General features: G+C 66.8%; 19 protein-coding genes. 15 read left to right on the top strand and 4 right to left on the bottom strand.

Features of this window, described 5'->3' with window-relative positions:
• Window positions 1–25 precede the first annotated feature (25 nt).
• The 4 genes from atpF (at window position 26) to VFW04_06740 (ending at window position 2638) form a co-directional block, all read left to right on the top strand.
• Window positions 26–634 (top strand): F0F1 ATP synthase subunit B, encoded by a 609-nt coding sequence (gene atpF / locus VFW04_06725; GenBank protein HEX5179004.1) that lies wholly within the window; start codon window positions 26–28, stop codon window positions 632–634.
• Window positions 634–1179, top strand: a complete 546-nt coding sequence (atpH, locus tag VFW04_06730) for an ATP synthase F1 subunit delta (protein ID HEX5179005.1) — start codon at window positions 634–636, stop codon at window positions 1177–1179. The genes atpF and atpH overlap by 1 nt, the downstream gene beginning before the upstream one ends.
• A gap of 98 nt (window positions 1180–1277) precedes the next feature.
• Window positions 1278–1652 (top strand): cupin domain-containing protein, encoded by a 375-nt coding sequence (locus VFW04_06735; GenBank protein ID HEX5179006.1) that lies wholly within the window; start codon window positions 1278–1280, stop codon window positions 1650–1652.
• On the top strand, window positions 1649–2638 hold the full coding sequence (locus tag VFW04_06740; GenBank protein ID HEX5179007.1) for a sugar phosphate nucleotidyltransferase: 990 nt from the start codon (window positions 1649–1651) through the stop codon (window positions 2636–2638). The genes VFW04_06735 and VFW04_06740 overlap by 4 nt, the downstream gene beginning before the upstream one ends.
• Window positions 2639–2657: 19 nt before the next feature.
• Here the strand turns inward: VFW04_06740 and VFW04_06745 are convergent, their stop codons facing one another.
• The gene (locus VFW04_06745) at window positions 2658–3851 is read right to left on the bottom strand and encodes a M20/M25/M40 family metallo-hydrolase (GenBank protein ID HEX5179008.1); all 1194 of its coding nucleotides are present in this window, start codon (window positions 3849–3851) and stop codon (window positions 2658–2660) included.
• 125 nt (window positions 3852–3976) lie between these two features.
• Here VFW04_06745 and VFW04_06750 point away from each other — a divergent pair, with 125 nt between their 5' ends.
• From VFW04_06750 to VFW04_06765, 4 genes are all read left to right on the top strand, one after another.
• Window positions 3977–5227 (top strand): LeuA family protein, encoded by a 1251-nt coding sequence (locus VFW04_06750; GenBank protein ID HEX5179009.1) that lies wholly within the window; start codon window positions 3977–3979, stop codon window positions 5225–5227.
• Complete coding sequence (locus tag VFW04_06755; protein HEX5179010.1) at window positions 5224–6816, top strand: DUF885 domain-containing protein; 1593 nt, start codon at window positions 5224–5226, stop codon at window positions 6814–6816. Before VFW04_06750 ends, VFW04_06755 begins: the two co-directional genes overlap by 4 nt.
• 60 nt (window positions 6817–6876) lie before the next feature.
• Complete coding sequence (locus tag VFW04_06760; protein HEX5179011.1) at window positions 6877–7977, top strand: beta-propeller fold lactonase family protein; 1101 nt, start codon at window positions 6877–6879, stop codon at window positions 7975–7977.
• Window positions 7978–8124: 147 nt separating this feature from the next.
• Window positions 8125–10788 carry an ABC transporter permease gene (locus tag VFW04_06765; protein ID HEX5179012.1) on the top strand — a complete coding sequence of 888 codons (2664 nt, stop codon included), beginning with the start codon at window positions 8125–8127 and terminating at the stop codon, window positions 10786–10788.
• 21 nt (window positions 10789–10809) lie between these two features.
• On the opposite strand, the gene VFW04_06770 is transcribed toward VFW04_06765, so the two are convergent.
• From VFW04_06770 to VFW04_06780, 3 genes are read right to left on the bottom strand one after another with little or no spacing between them, the layout of a single operon-like run.
• A complete protein-coding gene (locus VFW04_06770; GenBank protein ID HEX5179013.1) occupies window positions 10810–11007 on the bottom strand; it encodes a YbdD/YjiX family protein in 198 nt (65 codons plus the stop codon).
• Window positions 11004–13388, bottom strand: coding sequence for a prolyl oligopeptidase family serine peptidase (locus VFW04_06775; GenBank protein HEX5179014.1), 2385 nt, complete (start codon window positions 13386–13388; stop codon window positions 11004–11006). The genes VFW04_06770 and VFW04_06775 overlap by 4 nt, the downstream gene beginning before the upstream one ends.
• Window positions 13385–15490 (bottom strand): carbon starvation CstA family protein, encoded by a 2106-nt coding sequence (locus tag VFW04_06780; protein ID HEX5179015.1) that lies wholly within the window; start codon window positions 15488–15490, stop codon window positions 13385–13387. The genes VFW04_06775 and VFW04_06780 overlap by 4 nt, the downstream gene beginning before the upstream one ends.
• Window positions 15491–15539: 49 nt before the next feature.
• On the opposite strand from VFW04_06780, the gene VFW04_06785 reads away from it, so the two are divergent.
• The 7 genes from VFW04_06785 (at window position 15540) to VFW04_06815 (ending at window position 22554) form a co-directional block, all read left to right on the top strand.
• Window positions 15540–16184, top strand: a complete 645-nt coding sequence (locus VFW04_06785; protein HEX5179016.1) for a hypothetical protein — start codon at window positions 15540–15542, stop codon at window positions 16182–16184.
• A gap of 75 nt (window positions 16185–16259) precedes the next feature.
• Window positions 16260–17081, top strand: a complete 822-nt coding sequence (locus VFW04_06790; GenBank protein HEX5179017.1) for a metallophosphoesterase — start codon at window positions 16260–16262, stop codon at window positions 17079–17081.
• On the top strand, window positions 17078–17800 hold the full coding sequence (locus tag VFW04_06795; GenBank protein ID HEX5179018.1) for a SprT-like domain-containing protein: 723 nt from the start codon (window positions 17078–17080) through the stop codon (window positions 17798–17800). The genes VFW04_06790 and VFW04_06795 overlap by 4 nt, the downstream gene beginning before the upstream one ends.
• Before the next feature lie 36 nt (window positions 17801–17836).
• A complete protein-coding gene (locus VFW04_06800; protein HEX5179019.1) occupies window positions 17837–19009 on the top strand; it encodes an acyl-CoA dehydrogenase family protein in 1173 nt (390 codons plus the stop codon).
• A gap of 76 nt (window positions 19010–19085) precedes the next feature.
• Window positions 19086–19838 (top strand): electron transfer flavoprotein subunit beta/FixA family protein, encoded by a 753-nt coding sequence (locus VFW04_06805; protein HEX5179020.1) that lies wholly within the window; start codon window positions 19086–19088, stop codon window positions 19836–19838.
• Complete coding sequence (locus tag VFW04_06810; GenBank protein HEX5179021.1) at window positions 19838–20827, top strand: electron transfer flavoprotein subunit alpha/FixB family protein; 990 nt, start codon at window positions 19838–19840, stop codon at window positions 20825–20827. The genes VFW04_06805 and VFW04_06810 overlap by 1 nt, the downstream gene beginning before the upstream one ends.
• A gap of 50 nt (window positions 20828–20877) precedes the next feature.
• Window positions 20878–22554: an electron-transfer flavoprotein:ubiquinone oxidoreductase gene (locus VFW04_06815; GenBank protein HEX5179022.1), complete on the top strand. Its 1677-nt coding sequence runs from the start codon at window positions 20878–20880 to the stop codon at window positions 22552–22554.
• Window positions 22555–22557 lie beyond the last annotated feature (3 nt).

The following is a 22557-nucleotide window of genomic DNA, read 5'->3' on the forward strand; positions in this document are numbered from 1 at the left end:
ACGGCATCGGGAGCCCGGGCTTCCGATGCGGTTTCACTCTTCGGGGATCGTACTCATGCGCACGTCGCTGGCCGCCTGCGTCCTCATGTTAGGCAACGCGCTGCCGCTTGCAGCCCAGCAGCAGCACGCGGAGCCGCCGAAGCTGCTGACCGCGAACGGCGGTTTGATGTTCTGGACGCTGATCATCTTCATCGTCGTGCTGATCGTGCTGACGAAGTTCGCGTTCAAGCCGATCACGCGGGCCGTCGAGGCGCGTGAGCAAGCGCTGGAAGATGCGATCGAGAACGCGAAGCGGGATCGTGAGGAAGCGGCGAAGCTGCTCGAGGAGCACAAGCGGCTCGTTGCTCAGGCGCACGCCGATGCCCAACGCTTCATCGCCGAGGGTCGTGTCGCAGGTGAGAAGGTGCGCACGGAGATCGTGGAGCAGGCGCATCGCGAGCAGCAGCAGGTGATGGAGCGCGCGCGCCAGGAGATCGAGACCGAGCGTCAGCAGGCGATGGTGGAGCTGCGGCGCGATACGGTGAATCTCGCGGTGCGGAGCGCGAGCAAGGTGATCGAGAAGAACCTGGATGATGAGACCAACCGTCGAGTGGTCGAGTCGTTCCTGGCGTCGCTGGAACCGGCCAGCCGCTAATGCAAGAGCCGACGATCTCGCGCAATTATGCGGAGACGCTGGTCGAGCTCGCGCGTCGTGCGTCGGACCTGGATGGCTGGGGGGGTCTGATCGACGAGGTCGCCGGCGCCATTCAGGCGGACATCAGGTTGTCGCGATTCCTCGAATCGCCGCGCGTGAGCGCCGAGCGAAAGAACGAGATCGTGGCGGCGGCGTTTGCGGACCGGCTGCCGAGGCCGTTCGTGCGCTTTCTGCAGGCTGTGATCAGGCACCGCCGGCAGCATCTCATTCCGGACATTGCGATCGAGTATCATGCGATTGTGGATGAAATCCAGAATCGCGTGCACGCGTCTGTGACGGTGGCGCGAGAGCCGGATGCCACGCTGGGGCATGACGTGGCCGCGCGGCTGTCGCGCGTGCTGGGCAAGACGGTGGTACCGCATTTCGTCGTTCGTCCGGAGATTCTTGGCGGCACGATCGTGCGTGTTGGCGACACCATCATGGATGGATCGGTGCGCCGGCGTTTGAGCATGTTGCGTTCGCGCATGCTCGGCACGATTCGGTAAGCGACGCGGCGCAGAGCGTCGCGCCGCGTTGCGCGGGCCGCTTGCGCGGCACATGCAGTGCTCTAGAATCCTGACACTTCATCACTCGCGAGCAACGCATGTCCGGACCGGCGGCGGTGACCACGGTGCCCAAGCCGTGGGGACACGAGATCATCTGGGCGCGCACCGACCAATACGTCGGGAAGATTCTGCACATCAAGGCTGGCCACGCGCTGTCCGTCCAGTATCACAATCACAAGGACGAGACGGTGTACCTCTTGTCCGGCAAGCTCATCTATTGGGTGAAGCTCGGCGACGGGGAGCTCGAGGACATGCGACTCGAGCCCGGGCAGGCATTCCGCATTACGCCGGGCACGGTCCACTACATGGAAGCGGTGACGGACTGCGACGTGCTCGAGGCATCGACGCCGCATCTGGACGACGTCGTGCGACTCAAGGACCGCTACGGGCGGGAGGGGACGAGCGCGCCATGAAGGTGATCATTCCGCTCGCGGGCAAGGGGACGCGGCTCAGGCCGCACACGCACGTCACGCCGAAGCCGATGCTCCGCGTGGCGGGGAAGCCGGTGATGGGGTACATCCTGGACGATCTGCAACGGTTAGGCGGCGTCGAGCAGATCATCTACATCACCGGGCATCTCAAGGAAAAGGTGGAGGCCTTCGCGAAGCAGGAATACGATTTTCCGTCGGTGTTCATCGAGCAGGAGGTGCAGAACGGAACGGCGAGTGCGATCGCGTTGGCGCGGCCGTACGTCGACCAGCCGGTGCTGATCATCTTCGTGGACACGATCTTCGATGCGGACTTGTCGGTGCTCAAGACGACGGATGCGGACGGGATCATCTGGGTGAAGGAAGTCGAGGACTACCAGCGCTTCGGGGTGGTGGTGACTAACGAAGCGGGAGACATGACCCGCATCGTGGAGAAGCCGCGCGAGCCGATTTCGCGGCGGGCGAACATCGGGCTGTACTATGTGCGCGACTGGAAGCGCTTGTACGAGGGGATCGACTACGTGATGCGGCAGCCGCCGGTGAACGGCGAGTATTACCTGACGGATGCGTTCCAGTACATGATCGATCACGGGTCGCGCATCAAGGTGATCGACGTCGAGGGCTGGTACGACGCGGGCAAGCTCGACACGCTGCTGGAAACGAACCGCGCGATGCTCGAGCGGGGACGGGCGCGACGGCCGGCGCCGGCGCCCGGCGTGCGCATTTTCGATCCCGTCTACATCGAAGACGGGGTGGTGATCGAGCGCTCGACCATCGGGCCGAACGTCTCGATCGGAGGGGGAACGCGCATCAGCGGTTCGACGATTCGGGACAGCGTGATCGGCGTCAAGAGCTGCATCGAGGCGTCGTTGCTGCACGACTCGATGCTCGGCGACGAGGTCGTGGTGAAGGGCGCGCGCGGCTCGCTGACGTTAGGCAGCCACAGCGAGATCCGGCTGGAACGCGACTGACGGCGGTGCTCCGTTCGCGTCAGGCGGCTGGAGGCGCGGTGTGGGAGGCGGTGGCGAGACCGGCGGCGCCGATCACGATAGCGAGCGCGCGCGCGAGTCCGGTGTGCCCGTCGGTGTTGTCGAACCACTCGGCGGGCGTATGGGCATCTCCGCCGCGACCACCGGCGCCGATGGCGATCGCAGGAATGCCGCGGCTGATCGGCACATTGGCGTCGGTCGACGCGGTGGCCAACTCGGGCTCGCGGCCGATGAGGCGCGTGGTGTCGACGGCGAGCGCGACCAACGGGTGAGTGGCGTCTGTGTCGCCGCCGGGCCGATTCCCGATGCGCGCGATCGATTCCGTGAGCGGCGGTGTGCCGCGCGCACGGCGACCATTTTCTTCTTCGGATGCGGCGCGAGCCGCGGCGTGGATTTCGTGCTCGTAGCGATCGAGGACTGCCGCCGACGTCGAGCGGAGGTCGACCTCGAGCCAGCCTTCCTCGGGGATGGCGTTCACGGCAATTCCGCCACCGATGCGTCCGACCGAGAGGGTGGTGCGCGGCGACGCGGGCCGGGGGAGTCGTGCGAGCTTGGCGGCGGCGAGCGCGGCGGCGTGGACAGCGTTAGGCACGCCGAACGCCGTCCAGCTGTGGCCACCCGGACCGCGGAAGGTGATCCGGAAGCGGCGCGATCCCAGGGCGCGGTGGACGATGCGCTCATCGCCTGCGCCGTCGAGCGCGATCGCGGCGCGCGCATCGCCGGCGCGGTCGAAGAGGTGCTTGGCGCCGCGGAGGTCGCCGGCGCCTTCTTCGCCGACGGTGGCAACGAAGTCCACCGGTGCGTGCGTGCGCATGCGTGTTCCGTCAATGACCTCGGCCAAGGCGAGCATGGCGGCGAGTCCGCGGCCGTTGTCGCCGATCCCGGGGCCAACGAGACGGGCGCCGGAGCGCCTTACGCGAACGGGGGTGCCGGGCGGAAAGACCGTGTCAAGGTGGGCGCAGATGACGACGGGCGCGACATCGGCTGCGCCGTCGCGACGGCCGATCACATTGTCGGCCGCGTCGACGCGAACGTCGCGCAGTCCGATCGCGCGGAATCGCTCGGCGATGCACGCGCCGCGACGGCGTTCGTTGCCGGTGGGCGCTTCGATTTCGGAGATCGCGACCTGCGAGGCGACGATCTCGGTGTCGCGCGCGCGGAGCGCGCCGCGCGCGTGCGCGAGCGGCGCTGACATCCAGAGATCGTAAACCGAGGACTGGCGCGGCATGCCTTCAATTGATCTCGGGATCGGGTCTGCGCAAGGGTATATTGCAACCTAGCGCAGACGGCCTGTTCGGACGGAGGCTTTCACCGGTGACCATGGACGAACGCGAGCTGATCCACGACTGGAATTCGATCGACACCGCCTTCGATTGGCGCGCGTGTCGGGTGGAGCTCGACGACGAGACGCTGCGCGACGGGCTGCAATGTCCGTCGGTGACCGATCCGTCGATCGATGACAAGCGTGCGCTCCTGCGCCTGATGGTCGAACTGGGCATCGACGCGGTGGACATCGGGCTGCCGGGCGCCGGTCCGCGGGCGCGCGCGGACACGTTGGCGTTGGCGCGCGAGATCGTGGATGCGCGACTTCCGTTGTCCCCGAACTGCGCGGCGCGCACGGTGCTGAGTGATGTGGAGCCAGTCGTCGAGATCGCGCATGCGACGGGACTCGCGATCGAGACCGCGACGTTCATCGGGTCGTCGCCGATCCGGCAGTATGCGGAAGACTGGACGCTGGATCGCATGCTGCGGGCGAGTGAAGAGGCGGTGACGTTCGCGGTGCGCGAGGGCATGCCGGTGATGTTCGTGACCGAGGACACGACGCGCGCGGCGCCGGACACGCTCAAGGCGCTGTACGGGAACGCGATTCGCTGGGGCGCCCGGCGTCTGTGTCTGGCGGACACCGTTGGGCACGCAACGCCGGACGGTGTGCGCGCGTTGGTGCGTTTTGTTCGCGACGAGATCATCGCGCCGAGCGGTGAAGCGGTGAAGCTGGACTGGCACGGGCATCGCGACCGCGGGCTCGGGTTGGCCAACTGCTTCGCGGCGATCGAGGCGGGGGTGGATCGCGTGCACGGGACCGCGTTAGGCATTGGGGAGCGCGTGGGCAACACGGAGATGGATCTGTTGTTGATCAATCTGCGGCTGCTCGGCGCGCACCCGCACGAGCTGAGCCGGCTGCCGGAGTACTCGCGACTGGCGTCGCGCGCGTGCGGCGTGCCGATCCCGCCGAGCTACCCTGTGTTAGGCGACGATGCATTCCGCACCGGGACGGGCGTGCATGCGGCGGCGATCATCAAGGCGCGCCGCAAGGGACATGCGTGGCTGGCGGACCGCATCTATTCCGGCGTGCCGGCGGGCGACTTCGGCCTTGCGCAACGGATCGAGATCTCGCACGTGTCGGGGCTGTCGAACGTGAAATACTGGCTCGAGGAGCACGGCCATGACGCGTCGGACGCCGGGCTGTGCCAGCACGTGTTCGAGGCCGCCAAGCGTGTGAGCCGCGTGTTGAGCGACGTCGAGATCGAGACGCTGGTGTCTGCGTATCGGAGCCAGCCGGCGCGGGCGTGACGCCGCCGCTCGCGCAGGTCTTCGAGGGGTATCTCGACCTTCGATTCCGGATCGATCCAGTCGAAGCGACGCGTGCGGGCCGGCGCGAGCTGGACGGGATGTACGGCGCGTTCGACGCCGCAGCGGTGCGGGCGCACAGCGCGGCGCTACGCAGCTATACCGGCGCGCTCGAGGAAGCGACGGCCGACACGCTCGATGATGAGATCGACCAAACGGCGGCGCTGCACGACGCGCGGCAACTCCTGTCGTGGTTCGAGCGCGAGCGCCCGTTCGCGCACGACCCGACGTTTCACGTGCGCCACGCCCTGGATGGGATCGATCGCCTAACGGATAACGAAGGCGACCCGCGCGAGCGGAGCGCCGCGCTCCTCTCGCGGCTGCGCGCCCTCCCGGCATTCCTCGGGGCGGCGGTCGACGCGCTCGTCCAACCCACTCGGCCAGCGTTAGGCATCGCGGCGGCCATGCTGCCCGGCGGATTGGCGATGGTGCGTGACGAGGTGCGCGAAGCGCTTGGTCCGTTGGGCGCCGATCCCGAGGGTGCGGCGGTGCAGGAGGCGGCCGTCGAGTCGCTGGAACGATTCGGCGACGCGTTGGCACTCATGGATGAGCGCGCGCGGGACACGGCGGGCGTCGGACGCGAGGCCTTCGAGCGACGCCTGCATACGGCGCACATGATCCAGGACGGCGCGGACCAACTGCTGCGTTGGGCAGAGCACGCGTACGAAGAGTCGCAGCGCGGCGTGGAGGCGGCCGCGGCGGCGATCGCACCCGGCACGCCGTGGCGGGAGGTGGTGGAGCGCGTGAGTGAAGATTCCGGAGCGGCGGCAGTGCTCACGAGCGCGTACGCGGACGCCATGGATACGGCTCGTCGGTTCGCGTCGGCGCACGGCTTGGTCACTGTGGTCACGGCGCCGGTGCGCGTGCGGGCAACGCCCGCGTATCTCGCGCCGCTCGTGCCGTTCGCATTGTACGATGGGCCGGGTGCGTTCGCGGAATCGCAAGCGGGCACGTTGTTCCTCACGGCGCCTAACGTGGCGGGGTCATCGGTCTATCGGCGGTCGGACATCGCGAGCACGGTGGTGCACGAGGTGATTCCCGGGCACCATCAGCAGACGGTCACGGCGAACGCATTGGAGCGCACGGTCCGTCGCGTGTTGTGGAGCGACGAGGCGCGCGAGGGCTGGGCTTACTACTGCGAGGCGATGATGGCGGAGGCGGGGTTCTTCGCGTCGCCGGCAGCGCGGCTTCTGCACGCGCGGGATGTTCTATGGCGGACCCTTCGCGCGATCATCGATGTGGCCGTGCACACCAAGACGCTGCACCTGAGCGCCGCCGAGCGCCGGTTGCGTGACGAGCTCGGCGTGGATGAGGCGACGGCTCGCAGCGAGGTGATGCGAGTGGTCGCGCATCCGACACTCATGTCGTGCTTCGTCGTTGGGCGGCGCGAGATCGAGCGGCTGCGCGACGATGCACGCGACGCGTGGAGCCGCGATGGCAGCGGATTCTCGTTGTCGCGATTTCACGGCGAGCTGTTGCGGTACGGCGGATATCCGACGGCGTTGGCCCGGTGGGGAATGGGCCTCGCGTAGATGGTGCACGCGCGGTCGGGCGTATTGAGCGCCCGGTACTTCAGCACGAGGAGATTGGAAATGCGTGGAACGTGGCAGGGCCTTTCGTTAGGCAGTAGCATCGTGGCGGGCGCGTTGGCGGCGGCGGCGTGCTCGGGCAGCGAGAAACAGCCCGCGGCGGGGGCGGAATCGACGGCGGCTGCGCCGGCTCCGGCCGCGGCGAGCGCTCGGGCGTCGCTGGTGTATGTGTCGGACGAGCGCGGCAACAAGGTCACGGTGATCAACACGGCCACCGACAGCGTGGTGAAAACGATCGACGCGGGGCAGCGGCCGCGCGGCGTTCGCCTAACGCCTGACGGCAAGACGCTGGTCGTCGCGGTGAGCGGCTCGCCGATCGGTGGACCGGGTGTCGACGAGTCGAAGTTGCCGCCGCCCGACAGGTCCAAGGACGGCATCGCGCTGGTCGATCTGGCGACGGACAGCATGCGACGCCTGCAGGGCGGTCACGATCCTGAGAACTTCGACATTACGCCCGACGGCAAGTTCATCTATGTGTCCAACGAGGATGCGGGCAAGGCCACGGTGCTCGACCTCGCGGACGGCAAGGAGGTCGCCAAGGTGAAAGTGGGCAGCGAGCCCGAGGGCGTGAAGGTGACGCCCGACGGCAAGGAGGCATGGGTGACCAGCGAGGGGCAGGGGACGGTGACGGTGATCGATGTGGGGTCGAACAAAGCGATTGCAACGATCAAGGTCGGGAAGCGGCCGCGGTCGGTGGTTTTTGCACCTGATGGGTCGAAAGGGTACGTGCCGGCCGAAGTCGGCGGCAACGTGTCGGTTGTCGACGTGAAGAGCCACAAGGTGGTCAAGACGCTCGATCTCACGAAGACGACGCCTGGGGCGAAGCCCATGGGCTCGGCGATTTCACCGGACGGCAAGTTCGTGTACATCACGACCGGTCGCGGGGCCACGTTGGAGGTTATCGCGACGGCGAACGATTCGGTGGTGGCGACGATTCGAGATCCGAAGCGGCCATGGGGCGTCGCGGTGACATCGGATGGATCAAAGATCTACACGGCGAACGGTCCGTCCAACGACATTGCGATCATCGACGCAGCGACGAACAAGGTGATCAAGACTGTGCCGGCAGGCGATTCGCCGTGGGGTGTGGCGATCTCAAGGTAGCTATACGAAGGCGGTTTGCGATGCGGGAAGGGTGCGGACGCGCGAGGGGGTAGCGCGCCACGACTCCCCTTGACGATCGAAAGGAGCGGCTGGATATTCGGGAGGCGCATCTTTCGACCGCCGAGGGTACGTGTCCGAGGAGCCACAATGAGGCCTGTCGCAAAGGTCACGCGGATATTTCGCGGCCTCGTCGAGTCGATTTCCGGGATCGTTCATCGCAATGCCTGGAACGCTCGGATGAACGACGAGATGCAGTTCCACATCGATCAGCTCATCAGGCACAATCTGCAGCGCGGACTTTCGAGCGACGATGCGCGTCGCACTGCACTCATCGCGTTCGGGGGCAGGCAACGCCACGCCGAGTCGGCGCGCGATGAGTTCCGGAGCCGTGCGGTGGATGAGCTCGCACGCGACGTGCGCTACGCGGTGCGTTCGCTCGGGCGCGCACCGGCCTTCACGGCGGCGGTCGTCCTTTGCCTCGCCATCGGCATCGGTGCGACGAGCGCGATTGTCACTGTCGTGGAGCGCGTGGTGCTGCGTCCGTTGCCGTATGGGCCGGGCGGACACCTGGTGATGCTCTGGTCGCGCCCAACGAGCGTGCCGGATGAGCGCGACGTGGTCTCGTATCTCGATTACCTAGACTGGGTGCACGGGACCCCCGCGATCGAGCGCGCGGCGGCGTTCAACGTTTGGTCTCCTGCTCTGACGGGGACCGGTGACCCGGAAGTGCTGCATGGCTCCTCGGTAAACGCGGATTTTTTCCGCGTGCTCGGCGTTGCACCGATTCTCGGCCGGACGTTCCGCGCCGATGAGGACGTTCACGACGGAGCTCGGGTCGTCGTGATTGGCCACGGGCTCTGGCAACAGCGCTTCGGTGGCGACCGGCACATCGTCGGTCGCAAGATTACGCTCAGTGGCTATCCCTATGATGTGATCGGCGTGATGCCGGCCGCGTTTCGTTCTCCGGAGCCATTTGTACGGGAAGACGCAGAGGTTTGGAGACCGCTATCGCTGGCCGGTTCGCCCTTCTCACGAGACACGCACTACTTGCGCGTCATCGCGCGGCTGCGACCGGGCGTGTCGGTGGGTATCGCGCAGCGCGACCTGGATGTGGTGGCAGCGCGGCTCGCGCGCGCATACCCGATTACCGACAGCGCGAAGACTGTTGCCGTCACGCCTATGGAGGAGCAGGTGGTAGGCGCCGTAGGTCCTGTGTTGTTCGCAACGCTTGCAGGCGCCGCGTGCCTGTTACTGATCGTCTGCGGGAACGTGGCAACGCTCGTCGTCGCGCGTCACGAGAACCGCGCGGGCGAGATTGCTGTGCGCATCGCCATGGGTGCCGGTCGAGCGCGGCTCGCCCGTATGCTTTTCATGGAGAGCGCGCTGTTATCCGTGGTTGGCGGCACGATGGGGCTTCTGCTGGCCAGCGGAGCGTTGGCCATTCTCAGGCACGCTGCGCCGGCAGATCTTCCACGTGTGAACGAGATCGTACTGGACGTGCCGGTGGTCATGGTCACGATTGTTATCACGTTCATGTGTAGCGTCCTGTTTGGCGTGTTTCCGTCGCGCCGCGCCACTCGCGTCGACTTGAGCAGCGCATTGCACGCTGTCGGGCGCCGTGCCACGGCACGCGGCAGGATGCGGAGTACGATCATTGTCGCGCAATTTGCGCTCTCGCTGCTGCTGCTTTCCGCGGCGGGCCTGCTTGTGCGCACGCTAATGCGCCTCAACACGACTCCACTGGGTTTCTCGGCGGACCATCTCCTAACGATGCAAGTAGCGCTGCCTGGCACACGCTATGGGAGCGATACCACTGTCCGTGCGTTCTACCGCACGGTGACCGGTCGGCTGGACGCGATTCCCGGCGTCGTGCGCACGGGAATCACCAGCTCGCTGCCGCTGAGCGGGCTCAACGATATCGAGGCACTCGTGCCCGTCACGGCAGGCGCAGTGGGAGACGCGCGCGCGTGGTCCAGCGTTCACTATCGCGGTGTGACGCCGGACTATCGAAGCGCCATGGGCATCCGGCTCATCGCTGGCCGCGACTTCACGGAAGCCGACACGGAGGGCGCGCCGCCGGTCGTGATCCTCAATCGCGCGGCCGCCGAGAAGTTCTATCCTCGACGGAGCCCGTTAGGCGCCGAGTTCGTGACCGATACCGGCATCGGCGGCCGCGCTCACGTGGTGGGCGTGGTGGAGGACATCCGCTTTGCCGGTCCGATCCAGCCGACCGCGCCGGAAATGTTCGTACCCGAGGCACAGTTTGCGTGGGGTGAATTCAGCATCGTCGTGCGAACGGCAGCGGCGCCAGGGAACGTGACTTCGGCAGTGCGAGACGTGGTACGCACGATCGACCCGGATTTGCCGTTGCGCGCAGTGCAGCCGATGACAGCGCTCGTCGCCGGCTTTGCGGCGCGTCAGCGTTTTTATGCGATTCTGCTTTCTTCGTTTGCGGCGATGGCGCTCATCCTTTCGGCGATCGGAGTGTACGGACTTGTCTCGTACCTCGTCGCTGCTCGTCGCCGCGAGATCGGCTTGCGGATCGCGCTTGGAGCGCAGCCGGGTACTGCGCTTCGCCGGTTCGTCCTGGGGATCGCGAAGCTGACGGCGCTGGGCTTGGTAATCGGCGTTCTCGGGTCTATGCTGGCGCTACGGGCCATTGCGTCACTGCTTTACGGCGTGCAACCGTTCGATGCGGCGACGATGGCCGTTGCCATCGCTGTGCTTATGGCGACGGCGCTCGGTGCCGCTTTCGTGCCGGCATTCCGTGCCACGCGCATTTCTCCCGCGATTGCGATGCGAGACGAGTGAGATGGCGCGGGGCACGCCGCTTCAGCAGCAGCGGCTGCCGGGCTTCTCGTAGCGGTCGCGCATGCGCTCGCGGACGAATTCGTTGCGCGTGAGTGGCCGTTGGGCCGGGTGGCGCCGGCGCATGTGTGCCAGATAGCGCTCGTAGTCTGGAGCGCCGACGATCGCGCGCACGACCCGCGACGCGGCGGCGATGCGCGCGCCTAACGATCGCGCGGTCATCGGGCGCCCGTGGTGACCGACGCCGGCGGATGGCCAATGGTCCGCTCGAACAGTGCGAACACGCGGGTGTATTCGTCGGTCCACGACGACGGCCGCACGAAGCCATGGTTCTCGACCGGATACGGCGCCAGCTGCCAGTTGGTCTTGCCGAGCTCGATGAGGCGCTCCGTTAGGCGAACGATGTCCTCGAACTCGACGTTCGTGTCGACCATGCCGTGGCACATGAGCAGCGGCCCCTGGAGTCCGTGCGCGAAATAGATCGGCGATGACTGGTGGTACGCGACCGTGTCTTTGTCCGGCAGATTCAGGATCCGCATCGTGTACCAGTGGTTGTAGTGCGACCAGTCGGTGACCGCGCGGAGCGCGGCGCCGGCGCCGAAGTGCTTGGGTTCGGTGAACATGGCCATGAGGGTCATGAAGCCGCCGTAGCTGCCGCCGTAAATGCCGACGCGCTCAGGCGGAATGCCGAACTTGGCGCCGAGGTAGCGCGAGGCGTCGACCTCGTCCTGCAGATCGCGTCCGCCCATGTGGCGATAGATCGCGACGCGCCAATCGCGGCCGTAGCCGGCGGAGCCACGGTAGTCCTCGTCGAGCACGACGTAGCCTTTGGTGGCGAGGAACTGGTTGAACATGTACTCTCGATAATAGCTGGACCAATAGTCGACGACGTTGTGCAGATAGCCGGCGCCGTGGACGAAGATGACGGCGGCTCCGTTAGGCTGCGCGCCCACATCCTGGGGGCGATAGATGCGCGCCGGGACCATGACGCCATCGGACGCCGGAATCTGGATGATCTGCGGGTCGATCCAGTGATACGCGAGCCACGCTTTCGTGGGCGACACCGTGAGCTGCGCCAGCGAGGCGCCTGCGCGGAACGGGCCGACGAAGAGCTCCGGCGGCCGGTTGGACGTGGAGGAGACGTCGGCCAGGAGCAGGCCGTTAGGCGATACGGTGACGTCGTGGCCGCCCTTGGCGCCGGTGATCCGCTCGCGCGCGCCGCCGGTGACGGCCATGCGGAAGAACTGGCGCTCGTACGGTGACGGTTCGCTCGTGTGCATCCAGAAATACTTCTTGTCGGGCGACAGCACGGCGTCGAGCACTTCCCACTTGCCGTTGGTGAGCTGGGTGCGGCCGCTCCCATTGGCGTTGACGCCGTAGAGATGCGCCCAGCCGTCGGCCTCCGACACGAACCAGACGCGTTTTCCGTTGTCGTACCAGCCGCCGCAGCCGAAGCACGGACCCTCGATCCAGGCCGTGTCGCGGAGGACGTCGACCGTGTCCATGCGGCCGTCCTCGGCGACCGTTTCGATGTAGCGCTCCTTGTAGTCCGAGCGCACCGTGAACAGGAGCGCGCGCGAGCCGTCGTCGTTCCAGCCGAGCATGCGGATGAGGCCGGGGTTGGCGATCGAGTCGCCGGGAATGGCGTGCAGCCAGCGCGCGTTGCCGGTGGGCAGGCTGACGAGGGCGACGCGGCCGCTGTCCTGCGCGTCGCCAACCTTGTCGCGGCCCTTGATGTCCTCGACGTATCCGCTCTTGGTGACCCACTTGGGGACCTCGGTGGGCCGGGAGCGCTCGGACGCGATCCTGGTGATGAGCAGCACGCTCTCTCCGTTAGGCGAGATCGCGAGCTGGCTCACGTGCTCATCTTTCAACAGATAGAGCGGCTTGCCGCGGATGCCTTCGGCGCGCGCCTTCTCGGCGTTGGCGATGCTGTCGGCGCGATACTCGTCGCGAATCACCTGGAAGAGGCGCTTCTGGTCGGCCTCGAGCGCTTTGCGCTGCGGCGAGCTCGCCGAATCTTCTCGTGGCGCCGGTCCCGGGCGGACATCGGTGAGCTGCTGGACGAGTCCAGTGTGCAGGTCGGCGGAAAACACGTTGTCGTCGCGGGTGAAGAACACGCGGCCGTCGCCGACATCGAACTGGGGGTCCGCTTCGCGGGCTTCGGTGTTGGTGAGGCGGCGCGACGTTTCTGTCTTGACGTCGACGACGTAGATGTCGCCCTGGTAGGCGACGGCGCGGAGGCGTCCGTCGTGGGAGAGGCTGCCCGGCTCGACGATGGGGCCGGCGCTGTCCATCTGCGCGTCCGTTAGGCGTTCGGGTTTGGCATCGGGCACGGCGCGGACGCGATAGGGCGCGGGGCGTTCCCGCCAGTCGCTGCCGGGCGGGAGCCAGTAGAAGTAGATCCACTTGCTGTCGGGCGACCAACGGATGCGCTCGGGCATGCGTCCAACGACTTCCTCGCCGCGCATGATGTTCGGGATGTCGAGCGCGAAGGTGGACGTATCCTGCGCGGCGAGGGGCATCGCGCCTGCAATCGCCGCGGCGGCGAACAGGGCGAGCGGGAGCAGCGGGCGGCGCGTGGCGGGAGCGGGTTGCATCATGAGGCGAGGGCCGTCGGTTCGAAGGGGACTTCGGTGCTGGCAGCGGGTCGATCACCGCGCAGGACGAGGATCCATTCGCGCGCGGACTCGATGAGAATCACGATGACAGCGATCATGAAGAATGCGGCGACCGCGGCATCGAGGCGGTCGTTGAAGATGAGGCGACCGGTGTCGGCGGCGCGCGGTGCTTGCGCGAGCGAGCGCGCGTGCGCGAGAAATCCCAGGCGCGGCGCGGGTGAGAAGATTTTCTGCCAGCCCGCGGTGAGTGTGACCACGGCGAGCCAGACGAGCGGCGTGATCGTGACCCACGCATAGCGCGCCTTGCCGCTCTTGATGATGACGGTGGTGCCGACGCAGAGCGCGACGGCGGCGAGCAGCTGGTTGGAGATCCCGAACAGCGGCCACAACGAGTTGATGCCGCCTAACGGATCGATGACGCCCTGCCAGAGGAAGTGTCCCCACATGGCGACGAAGATCGCGCTGGACAGGACGACGGCCGGATACCACGACACGCGGCCGAACGGTTCCCAGACGTAGCGGCCGAGGTCCTGGAGCATGAAGCGTCCGACGCGGGTGCCGGCGTCGAGCGTGGTGAGGATGAAGAGCGCCTCGAACATGATGGCGAAATGGTACCAGAGCGCCATCGCCTCGGAGCCGCCCAACACGCCGGTGAAGAGCTGCGCCATGCCGACGGCGAGGCTGGGCGCGCCGCCGGTGCGCGAGAGCAGCGTCTTCTCGCCGACTTGCGTTGCCAGGTGCTGCATCGCCGAGGGGTCGAGCGTGAAGCCCCAGCTCGAAATGGCATGCGCGGCCGTCGCCGCCGTGGGGCCCAGCAACCCCGTTGGCGCATTGATCGCGAAGTAGACGCCGGGTGTGAGCACGCACGCGGCGATGAGCGCCATGACGCCGACGAGCGCTTCCATCAGCATGCCACCATACCCGATGGCGCGCGCGTCGGTCTCGCGCTCGAGCAGTTTGGGCGTAGTGCCGGAGGCGATCAGCGCGTGGAATCCGGAGATCGCGCCGCACGCGATGGTGATGAATGCAAACGGAAAGACCTTGCCAGCGAAGATCGGGCCGGTGCCGTCGACGAAGCGGGTGAGCGACGGCATCCGGAGCGGCGGCAGCACGATGATGATGCCTAACGCAAGCGCGATCACGACGCCGATCTTGACGAAGGCCGAGAGGTAGTCGCGCGGCGCGAGCAGCAGCCACACCGGGACGACCGACGCCGCGAAGCTGTATGCCATGACCAGGATGGCGAGCGTCTTGGCATCGAGGGTGAAGATGGGAGCGAGAATGGGGCTCGCGGCCACCCACTGTCCGGCATAGAGCGCGACGCCGAGGAGCACGAGGCCGAGCAGCGTCGCCTCGAGCACGCGTCCCGGGCGGATCCAGCGCAGGTACACGCCTAACAGAAGCGCGATCGGGATCGTGAGCCCGATCGTCACGGTGCCCCACGGGCTCGCCTTGAGCGCGTTCACCACGACGAGGCCGAGCACGGAGATCAAGATGATCATGATGCCGAGGACGGCCACGAGCGCCGTGAATCCGGCAGTGGGGCCAATCTCATCCTTGGCCATCTGGCCCAACGTGCGGCCGTCCCGGCGCACGGATGCGGCGAGAATCACAAAATCCTGCACGGCGCCGCCGAACACCACGCCGATGATGATCCAGAGCGCGCCGGGAAGGAATCCGAATTGTGCCGCCAGCGTGGGCCCAACGAGCGGCCCCGGACCGGCAATGGCCGCGAAGTGATGACCGAAGACGATCCAGCGATTAGTGGGAACGAAGTCGCGACCATCCTCGAGACGAACGGCCGGCGTGGCGCGGCGTGCGTCGAGGGCGAATACGCGCGCGGCGATGAACTTTGAGTAAAACCGATAACCGACGGCGAACGTGCAGACCGCGGCAGTGACAAGCCACGCCGCGTTGACCGTTTCTCCGTGCGAAAGCGCGAGCCACGCCAACGCGCCGGCACCGACGCAGGCGATCACGACCCATGCTACGCCTGAGAGGACCTTCTGCATGTGCGGGATTCTGCGCGTCGCACCAGCCGCCGACAAGAGTTGAATGCGACGGCCGGAGACCCGGCGGTGCACGGATCGTCTCCCTCTAGGTAAGTTTCTCCCATCTCAGCCCAGGACTCGTGTGAAGCCCTTTCTGGTCGTCGTCGGCGTTCTCGCGATATGCGCGAGCGCGGCGCAGGTGTCAGCGCAAACAATCGCACCGACTGCCGGACGTCCGCTGTCGCCCTATGCGACGCGCCGGGTGCTGGTCATCCCGACACACTATCTGCGGACGGATGACTCGCTCGGTTGGGCGGGACAGATCACCGATCGGAAGGCGTTCCTGGACGATGTCGATGGTGAGATCGCGTTTGCGTTGCGAAATCGCGATCGGATCGGGCGGATGTGGGTGTTCCCGCATCAATTGGCTGAGGTCGCGCGGCGCAATGCGCCGTACGCGCCGGACGTGTACGACCTGGCGGCGGAATGGCTTCGTCCGCCGATGAAGTCTGTTCCGGACATGGTTCCGGAGCCGCTGGCCTCCCAACTTCGCACACTGGTGGCGTTCGAGGATGATTGCCGGTACGTGTTGTTCCCGATCGAAGTGCGATTCGTGGGTGCGGGTCCCGGCGAGGAGCGCGCGGTGGTGCGAATGGTCATCTTCGACGCACGACAAGCGCGCATCATGTGGATGGGCGATGTTTCGAGCGAACCTGCGGCGAAGTTTTCGCGCGGCTTGGCGGCGAGCTTTGCTGAGCACCTGGCCGACCTGGTATCAGCCCCGTGAGCTGGAGCGCATGGGGACTCCGATAGCGCGTGTTTCTGCGTCGGACCTCGCGGCCGCGACTGGCGCGGGGGCGTCGTGACGACGGTTCTCCACGTGTCCGATGTGCACTTCGGGAAGCCGGCCGTCCCCGAGCAGGTCGATGCCATTGAACAACTGATTCAGACAAGGCGCTTCGACGTGGTCGCCGTGTCCGGTGACATGTCGCAGCGAGCGCGACCCGGCGAGTTTCAACGCGCGCGGGCATTCTTGCGTGATGCGGCTCGTGTGAGCGCGACGATCGTCGTCCCCGGGAACCATGACGTGAAGTGGTGGCGGGCGCCCCTGGGTATCGGTATGCGCACGGCGGTGTTCTCGAATTACCGGCGGTATGTGTCGGCCGACCTCGAGCCGGTGCTGCGCGTACCCGGCGTGACGTTCGTGGGACTCAACACGGCGCACGGCGTCCAGACGCACACGCTGACGTGGAATCCGCGCGACATCGGCGTGGTCGGCAATCTCGAACCCGGCCAGGTCGAGCACGCGCGCCGCGCATTCGAGGCATCGCCGGCCGGTGACCGTCGCGCGATCGTGATGCATCACAATCCGCTCAAAGGCCAGCTGTCCCGCCGTTACGGCCTGGCGCATCGAAAGACTGCGTTAGGCGCGTTCGAGTCGTTGGGCGTGGATCTGGTGATGTGCGGACACGATCATCAGGAAGCTATCCATTTCGTCGAACATCCGGGCGGCGGCACCGTGGTTTCGACGGCCGGCACCGTCTCGGACCGATCGCGCGGGGGCCGGCCGTCGTCGATCAATCTCATCGCCATCGACCCGGGTCGCATCGTCGTGCACACGCTGATCTGGAACGAACGCGACAGCGCATTCGGCGACGGGCCGACATACACGTTCGAGCGGTGATCACGCGACTGCTGCACGACGCGGCAACACAGCTGGAGCTGGGGTTCGATGCGCCGCCGGCCGATGGCGATTCGCTGCTGCGGCGATTGCGCTCGCTCGGCCTGCATTCGCGGATCGAGCGGTGCGAGTTGACGAAGAATCGCACGGTAATGGTGAGCGTCCGCGGCGGTCTGCTTCGGGTGCAGGAAGGGTATCTGTCGGCGCCCGCGCACGTGTGGCGCGCGATCGTGGTGTTTGTTGGCGGCAGGACGCGCCGGGCGAGGCGCGAGGCGGAGCGCGTGATTCTGGAACACGCGCCGCGGGATGACGGATCGGTTCGAATACGGCGATTGGCGCGTCCGCGCCGCGAAGACGCGGTCATTCTCGCGGAGCTCGCGAAGGCGCACGAGGACTATAATTGGCGCTACTTTGGCGGATCGCTGCACGACGTGGCGATTGCGGTCTCGCGGCGGATGCGCAGTCGCCTGGGACAGTACACGGTTGCGGCCGACGGTGCTGCGCCGGAGATCACCATCAGCCGATCGCACATTCGGCGGGAGCCCTGGGGCGAAGTCTTGCACACGCTTCTGCACGAGATGGTGCATCAATGGCAGGCAGAATGCGGTCTCCCGCTCGACCACGGGCGCGCGTTCAGGGACAAGGCCCGTGAAGTGGGGATCGAGCCGCGGGCGAGGCGAGCAATGCCGCTGGGTGCGAACGGGTTGCGCGCGGTGATCTGATACCGAAGTCCAAGTGGACCGAGTAGTTTTCGCGCCATGACCGACTTTTATGCCATAGACAGCGCGCTGTCCGAGGAAGAGCGCGCGGTGCGGGACAGCGTGCACCGCTTTGTGGACGAGCGCGTGTTGCCGATCATCGGCGACTGCTATGTGGAGGGCCGTTTTCCTCGCGACCTGGTGCCGGAGCTGGCATCGCTCGGCGTGTTCGGAGCGAATCTGCCGGAAGAATACGGCTGTGCGGGGCTCAACAACGTGTCGTACGGATTGATCATGCAGGAGCTGGAGCGCGGCGACTCGGGGGTGCGGTCGTTCGCGTCGGTGCAAGGCGCGCTGGTGATGTATCCGATTTTCGCGTTTGGAAGCGACGAGCAGAAGCGGACGTACCTGCCGAAGATGGCGAGCGGCGAGATCATCGGCTGCTTTGGCCTAACGGAGCCGGACTACGGGTCGAACCCGGCCGGCATGATCACGATGGCGCGGCAGCAGTCGGATGGCAGCTGGGTGTTGAACGGCGCCAAGATGTGGATCACGAACGGGTCGACGGCGCACGTGGCGGTGGTGTGGGCGAAGACGAACGGCGACAAGGACGAGCGGTCGATCCGCGGGTTCGTCGTGCCGACCAACACTCCCGGATTCACGGCGCGCGATCAGAAGGGGAAGTTGTCGCTGCGGGCATCGGATACGAGCGAGCTGGTGATGCAGGATGTGCACGTGGCGGGCGATGCGATTCTGCCGAAGAGCGCGGGGCTCAAGAGTCCCCTCATGTGTCTCACGCAGGCGCGCTACGGCATTGCGTGGGGCAGCGTGGGCGCGGCGATGGCATGCTACGACGAGGCGGCATCGTACGCGTGCAACCGGGTGATGTTCGGCAAGCCGATCGGCGCGTTCCAGCTCCAGCAGGCGCGGCTGGCCGAGATGTTGACGGAGATCGTGAAGGGGCAGTTGCTGACGCTGCACTTGGGGCGGCTCAAGGATGCGGGCACGATGACGCCGCAGCAGGTATCGTTGGCGAAGCGCAACAACGTGAGCATGGCGACGGACGTCGCGCGCGAGGCGCGCCGATTGTTGGGCGCGAACGGCATTCTGGCCGAGTACGCGTCGATGCGCCACATGGCTAATCTGGAGAGCGTGTACACGTACGAAGGGACGCACGACGTGCACACGCTGGTGTTAGGCCAAGCGATCACCGGCCTGAGCGCGTTCCAGTGATCTGCTGCGCGGCGCCCACGCAAGCGGGCGGCGCCGCCGCGATTGTGTCGGACTCAAACTCAAGGGAGCACGCGCGGTGAAGATAGCCGTGTGCATCAAGCGCGCCGCCGACATGGAGACGCGGTTCAAGATTGCGGCGGACGGGAAGTCGATCGACGAAACCGGTGTGAAGTTCGACATCGCGGATTTCGATGGCTTCGCGGTCGAGGCAGCGTTGCAACTCAAGGAAAAGGACGGCACGGGCGAGGTGACGGTGATCTCGCTCGGCAAGGACACGGTGCAGGAGACGCTGCGCAAGGCGTTGAGCATGGGCGCGGACAAGGCCGTGCATTTGAAGACGGATGCCGTGCCCGCCGACGCGTTGGTGATCGCGCGCGTGCTGGCGGCGGAGCTCGGGGGCGGCGGCTACGACCTCATGTTGTTCGGGCGGATGGCGATTGACGCCGCGAATCAGAGCGTGGGTCCGATGGCCGCGGAATTATTGGGAGTCCCATGTGTTTCGGCGGCGTCGCAGCTCGGCATTGCGGGCGGCCGGGGGACCGCGCGGCGCGAGCTCGAGGGCGCGGCGGAAGTGCTGGAGTTTCCGCTTCCGGCGGTAGTGACGATCGACGAAGGCATCGCGCGGCCGCGGCTGCCGTCGCTCAAGGGCATCATGGCGGCGAAGAAAAAGCCGCTCGAGGTGAAACCGGTGCAGGTCGGTGAATCGCGGGTCACGGTCATGAAGATGGAGCTGCCGCCGGAACGGACGGGCGGTCGGATCATCGGCGAAGGCCCCGATGCGGTGCCGGAGTTGGTGCGGCTGCTGCAGACCGAAGCGAAGGTGCTCTAATGGCGAACACGTTCGCGTTCGTGGAGTCGCTGAGCGGGGCGCTGCGCCGCGTTGGGCTCGAGGCAGTGACCGCTGCGCGCCGGCTGGCCGATGCGACCGGCGGCGGGGAAGTGCACGCGTTAGTCATGGGCGCGCCCGGGATTTTGGCGACCGCCGAGGTGATCGGCGCGCACGGGGCGGACGTGGTGGAGGTGGTGGAGCACGCCGGCCTGGCGCTGTACTCGCCGGAAGTAGTGGCGGCGACGGCTGCGGCGCGCATCGGCGACGGGTCGTATCGCGCGGCGTTTTTCAGCGCGTCGGCGCAAGGCAAGGATCTGGCGCCGCGCGTCGCGGCGAAGCTGGGTGCGAGCCTGGGCGCCGACGTCACGGCCTTCGAAGCGTCGGGCGACGCGATTGTCGTTAGGCACCCGGTGAACACGGGCAAGGTGATCGCGACGCTCTCGATCACCGGCACGCCGGTGCTGCTGTCGCTGAGGCCGGGAGCGGTGACGGCGGAGCGGGCGCCGCGGACGGCGCGCGTCGCGACGATCGCGCCGGCCATCGATCCGGCCGCGGCACGCGTGGTGCCCAAGGAATTGTTGGCGGGCAATACGGCGAAGCTGGATTTAGGCGAAGCGCCTGTAATCGTGAGCGGCGGCCGCGGGCTGCGCGCGCCGGAAAACTTCAAGCTGGTGGAAGATCTCGCGGCGGCGTTCGGAAACGCCGCGGTGGGTGCGACCCGCGCGGTGACCGATGACGGTTGGCGGCCGCACACGGATCAGATCGGGCAGACCGGCCGCCTGGTGAGTCCGGATCTGTACATTGCGTGCGGAATTTCGGGTGCGATTCAGCACCTTGCCGGCATGCGGACGTCCAAGACCATCGTCGCGATCAACAAGGATCGGGAAGCGCCGATCTTCAAGATCGCGGACTACGGCGTGGTGGGTGACGTGCTCCAGATTCTGCCGGTACTCACGGAAGCCGTTCGCAAGGCAAAACAATCGCACTGATCGATGGGGCCGGGACCATGCCGGCTCCACTGTTTTCATTCGAGCTCGCCATGACGTCATCCGCTCGTTCGCTGCCCATTGTGCCCGGCCAGTACCAGCCTGCGCTGCCGACGGATCGGTTCATCATCGCCGAAGCGCCCGATGCCGAGCACGTGCCGATGGACGTGGTGTTCGTGGGAGGCGGCCCGGCGGGGCTGGCGGGGGCGATCGAGCTGGCGCGTCTGGCGCGCGCCGATGCGGAGGTGGGGGGTTCGTTAGGCGAGATCCAGATCGCGGTGCTGGAGAAGGCGGGCGCGCTGGGCGAGCACTGCCTGTCGGGCGCGGTGGTGAACCCGGTGGCGTTCCGCGCACTGTTCCCGGACATGGCGGACGGCGACTTCCCGTTCCGCGCCAAGGTGTCGGGCGAGCGCGTCTACTTTCTGACGGGGTCTCGCGCGATCCGTCTGCCGACGCCGCCGACGATGCGCAACCACGGCAACTACGTGGGCTCGATCTGCGAGATGGTCCGTTGGTTGGGCGAGCGGGCCGAAGCGGCGGGCGTGAACATCTTCACCGGATTTCCGGTGGCGTCGCTGCTGGTAGAGCACGAGCGCGTGATCGGCGTACGGACCACTCCGTCCGGTCTGGAGCGGGATGGGACGCGCGGGCCGGCGTACACGCCGCCGACCGATCTCACGGCGCGGGTGACGGTGCTGGCGGAAGGGACGCGCGGGCCGTTGACGCAAGCGTACTGCCGCTGGCGCGGCATCGGCTCGGCCAACCCGCCGCTGTTTGCGTTAGGCGTGAAGGAGCTGTGGGAGGCCGCGCGCCCGCTCGATGCGGTGGTCCACACGCTGGGATGGCCGCTGCCCACCGACGCGTTCGGCGGCACGTTCATGTACCCGTTAGGCGGCAACCAGATCGCGGTGGGCGTGGTGGTCGGCCTCGACTATCGCCAGGCGTCCCTCGATGCGCACGAGCTGCTCCAGCGCCTCAAGCTGCACCCGCTGTTTCGCTCGTATCTGCAGGGCGGCGAGATGGTCGAGTGGGGCGCCAAGACGATTCCGGAAGGCGGATACTGGGCGCTTCCGGAGCGGCGCTACGGCGACGGCCTGCTCGTGACTGGCGACGCCGCGGGGTTCGTCGAAGTCGCATCGCTCAAAGGGATCCACTACGCCATGCAGTCCGGCATTTTCGCGGCACGGGCGATCTTCGACGCGCTCAAGAAGCAAGACACGTCTGCGGCGGCGCTCGCGCCGTACGACCAGATGGTAAAGGACAGCTACATCACGCGCGACCTGTACGAGCGGCGCAACATGCGCCTGGCGTTCCAGCACGGCGGTCTGTACGGCGGCGGCATCAAAGCGGGGCTCATGACCGCGACGCGCGGCGCGTTTCCCGGCGGCCGCATCGCGTCGGAGCGGGATGCAGACGTCGCGCGCACATCGGACGGAGTGGCGCACGTGCAACCGGATGGCAAGCTCACGTTCTCGAAGCTCGATGCGGTCTTCCGGTCGGGGAACGCGACGCGCGACGACATTCCGTCGCATCTGATCGTTGGGCAGAACGTCCCGCCGGCAGTGGCGGATTTTTACGCGCATTTGTGTCCGGCAGGAGTCTACGAGCGCGACGGCGACCGGTTGGTCGTGAGTCCGGCCAACTGCGTGGACTGCAAGGCGACCGATGACGTCGGGCCGCGCTGGACGCCGCGCGAAGGCGGCAGCGGAGCAAAGTACCGCAGCATGTGATGC

The organism is Gemmatimonadaceae bacterium (assembly GCA_036273715.1).
GTDB lineage: Bacteria > Gemmatimonadota > Gemmatimonadetes > Gemmatimonadales > Gemmatimonadaceae > JADGGM01.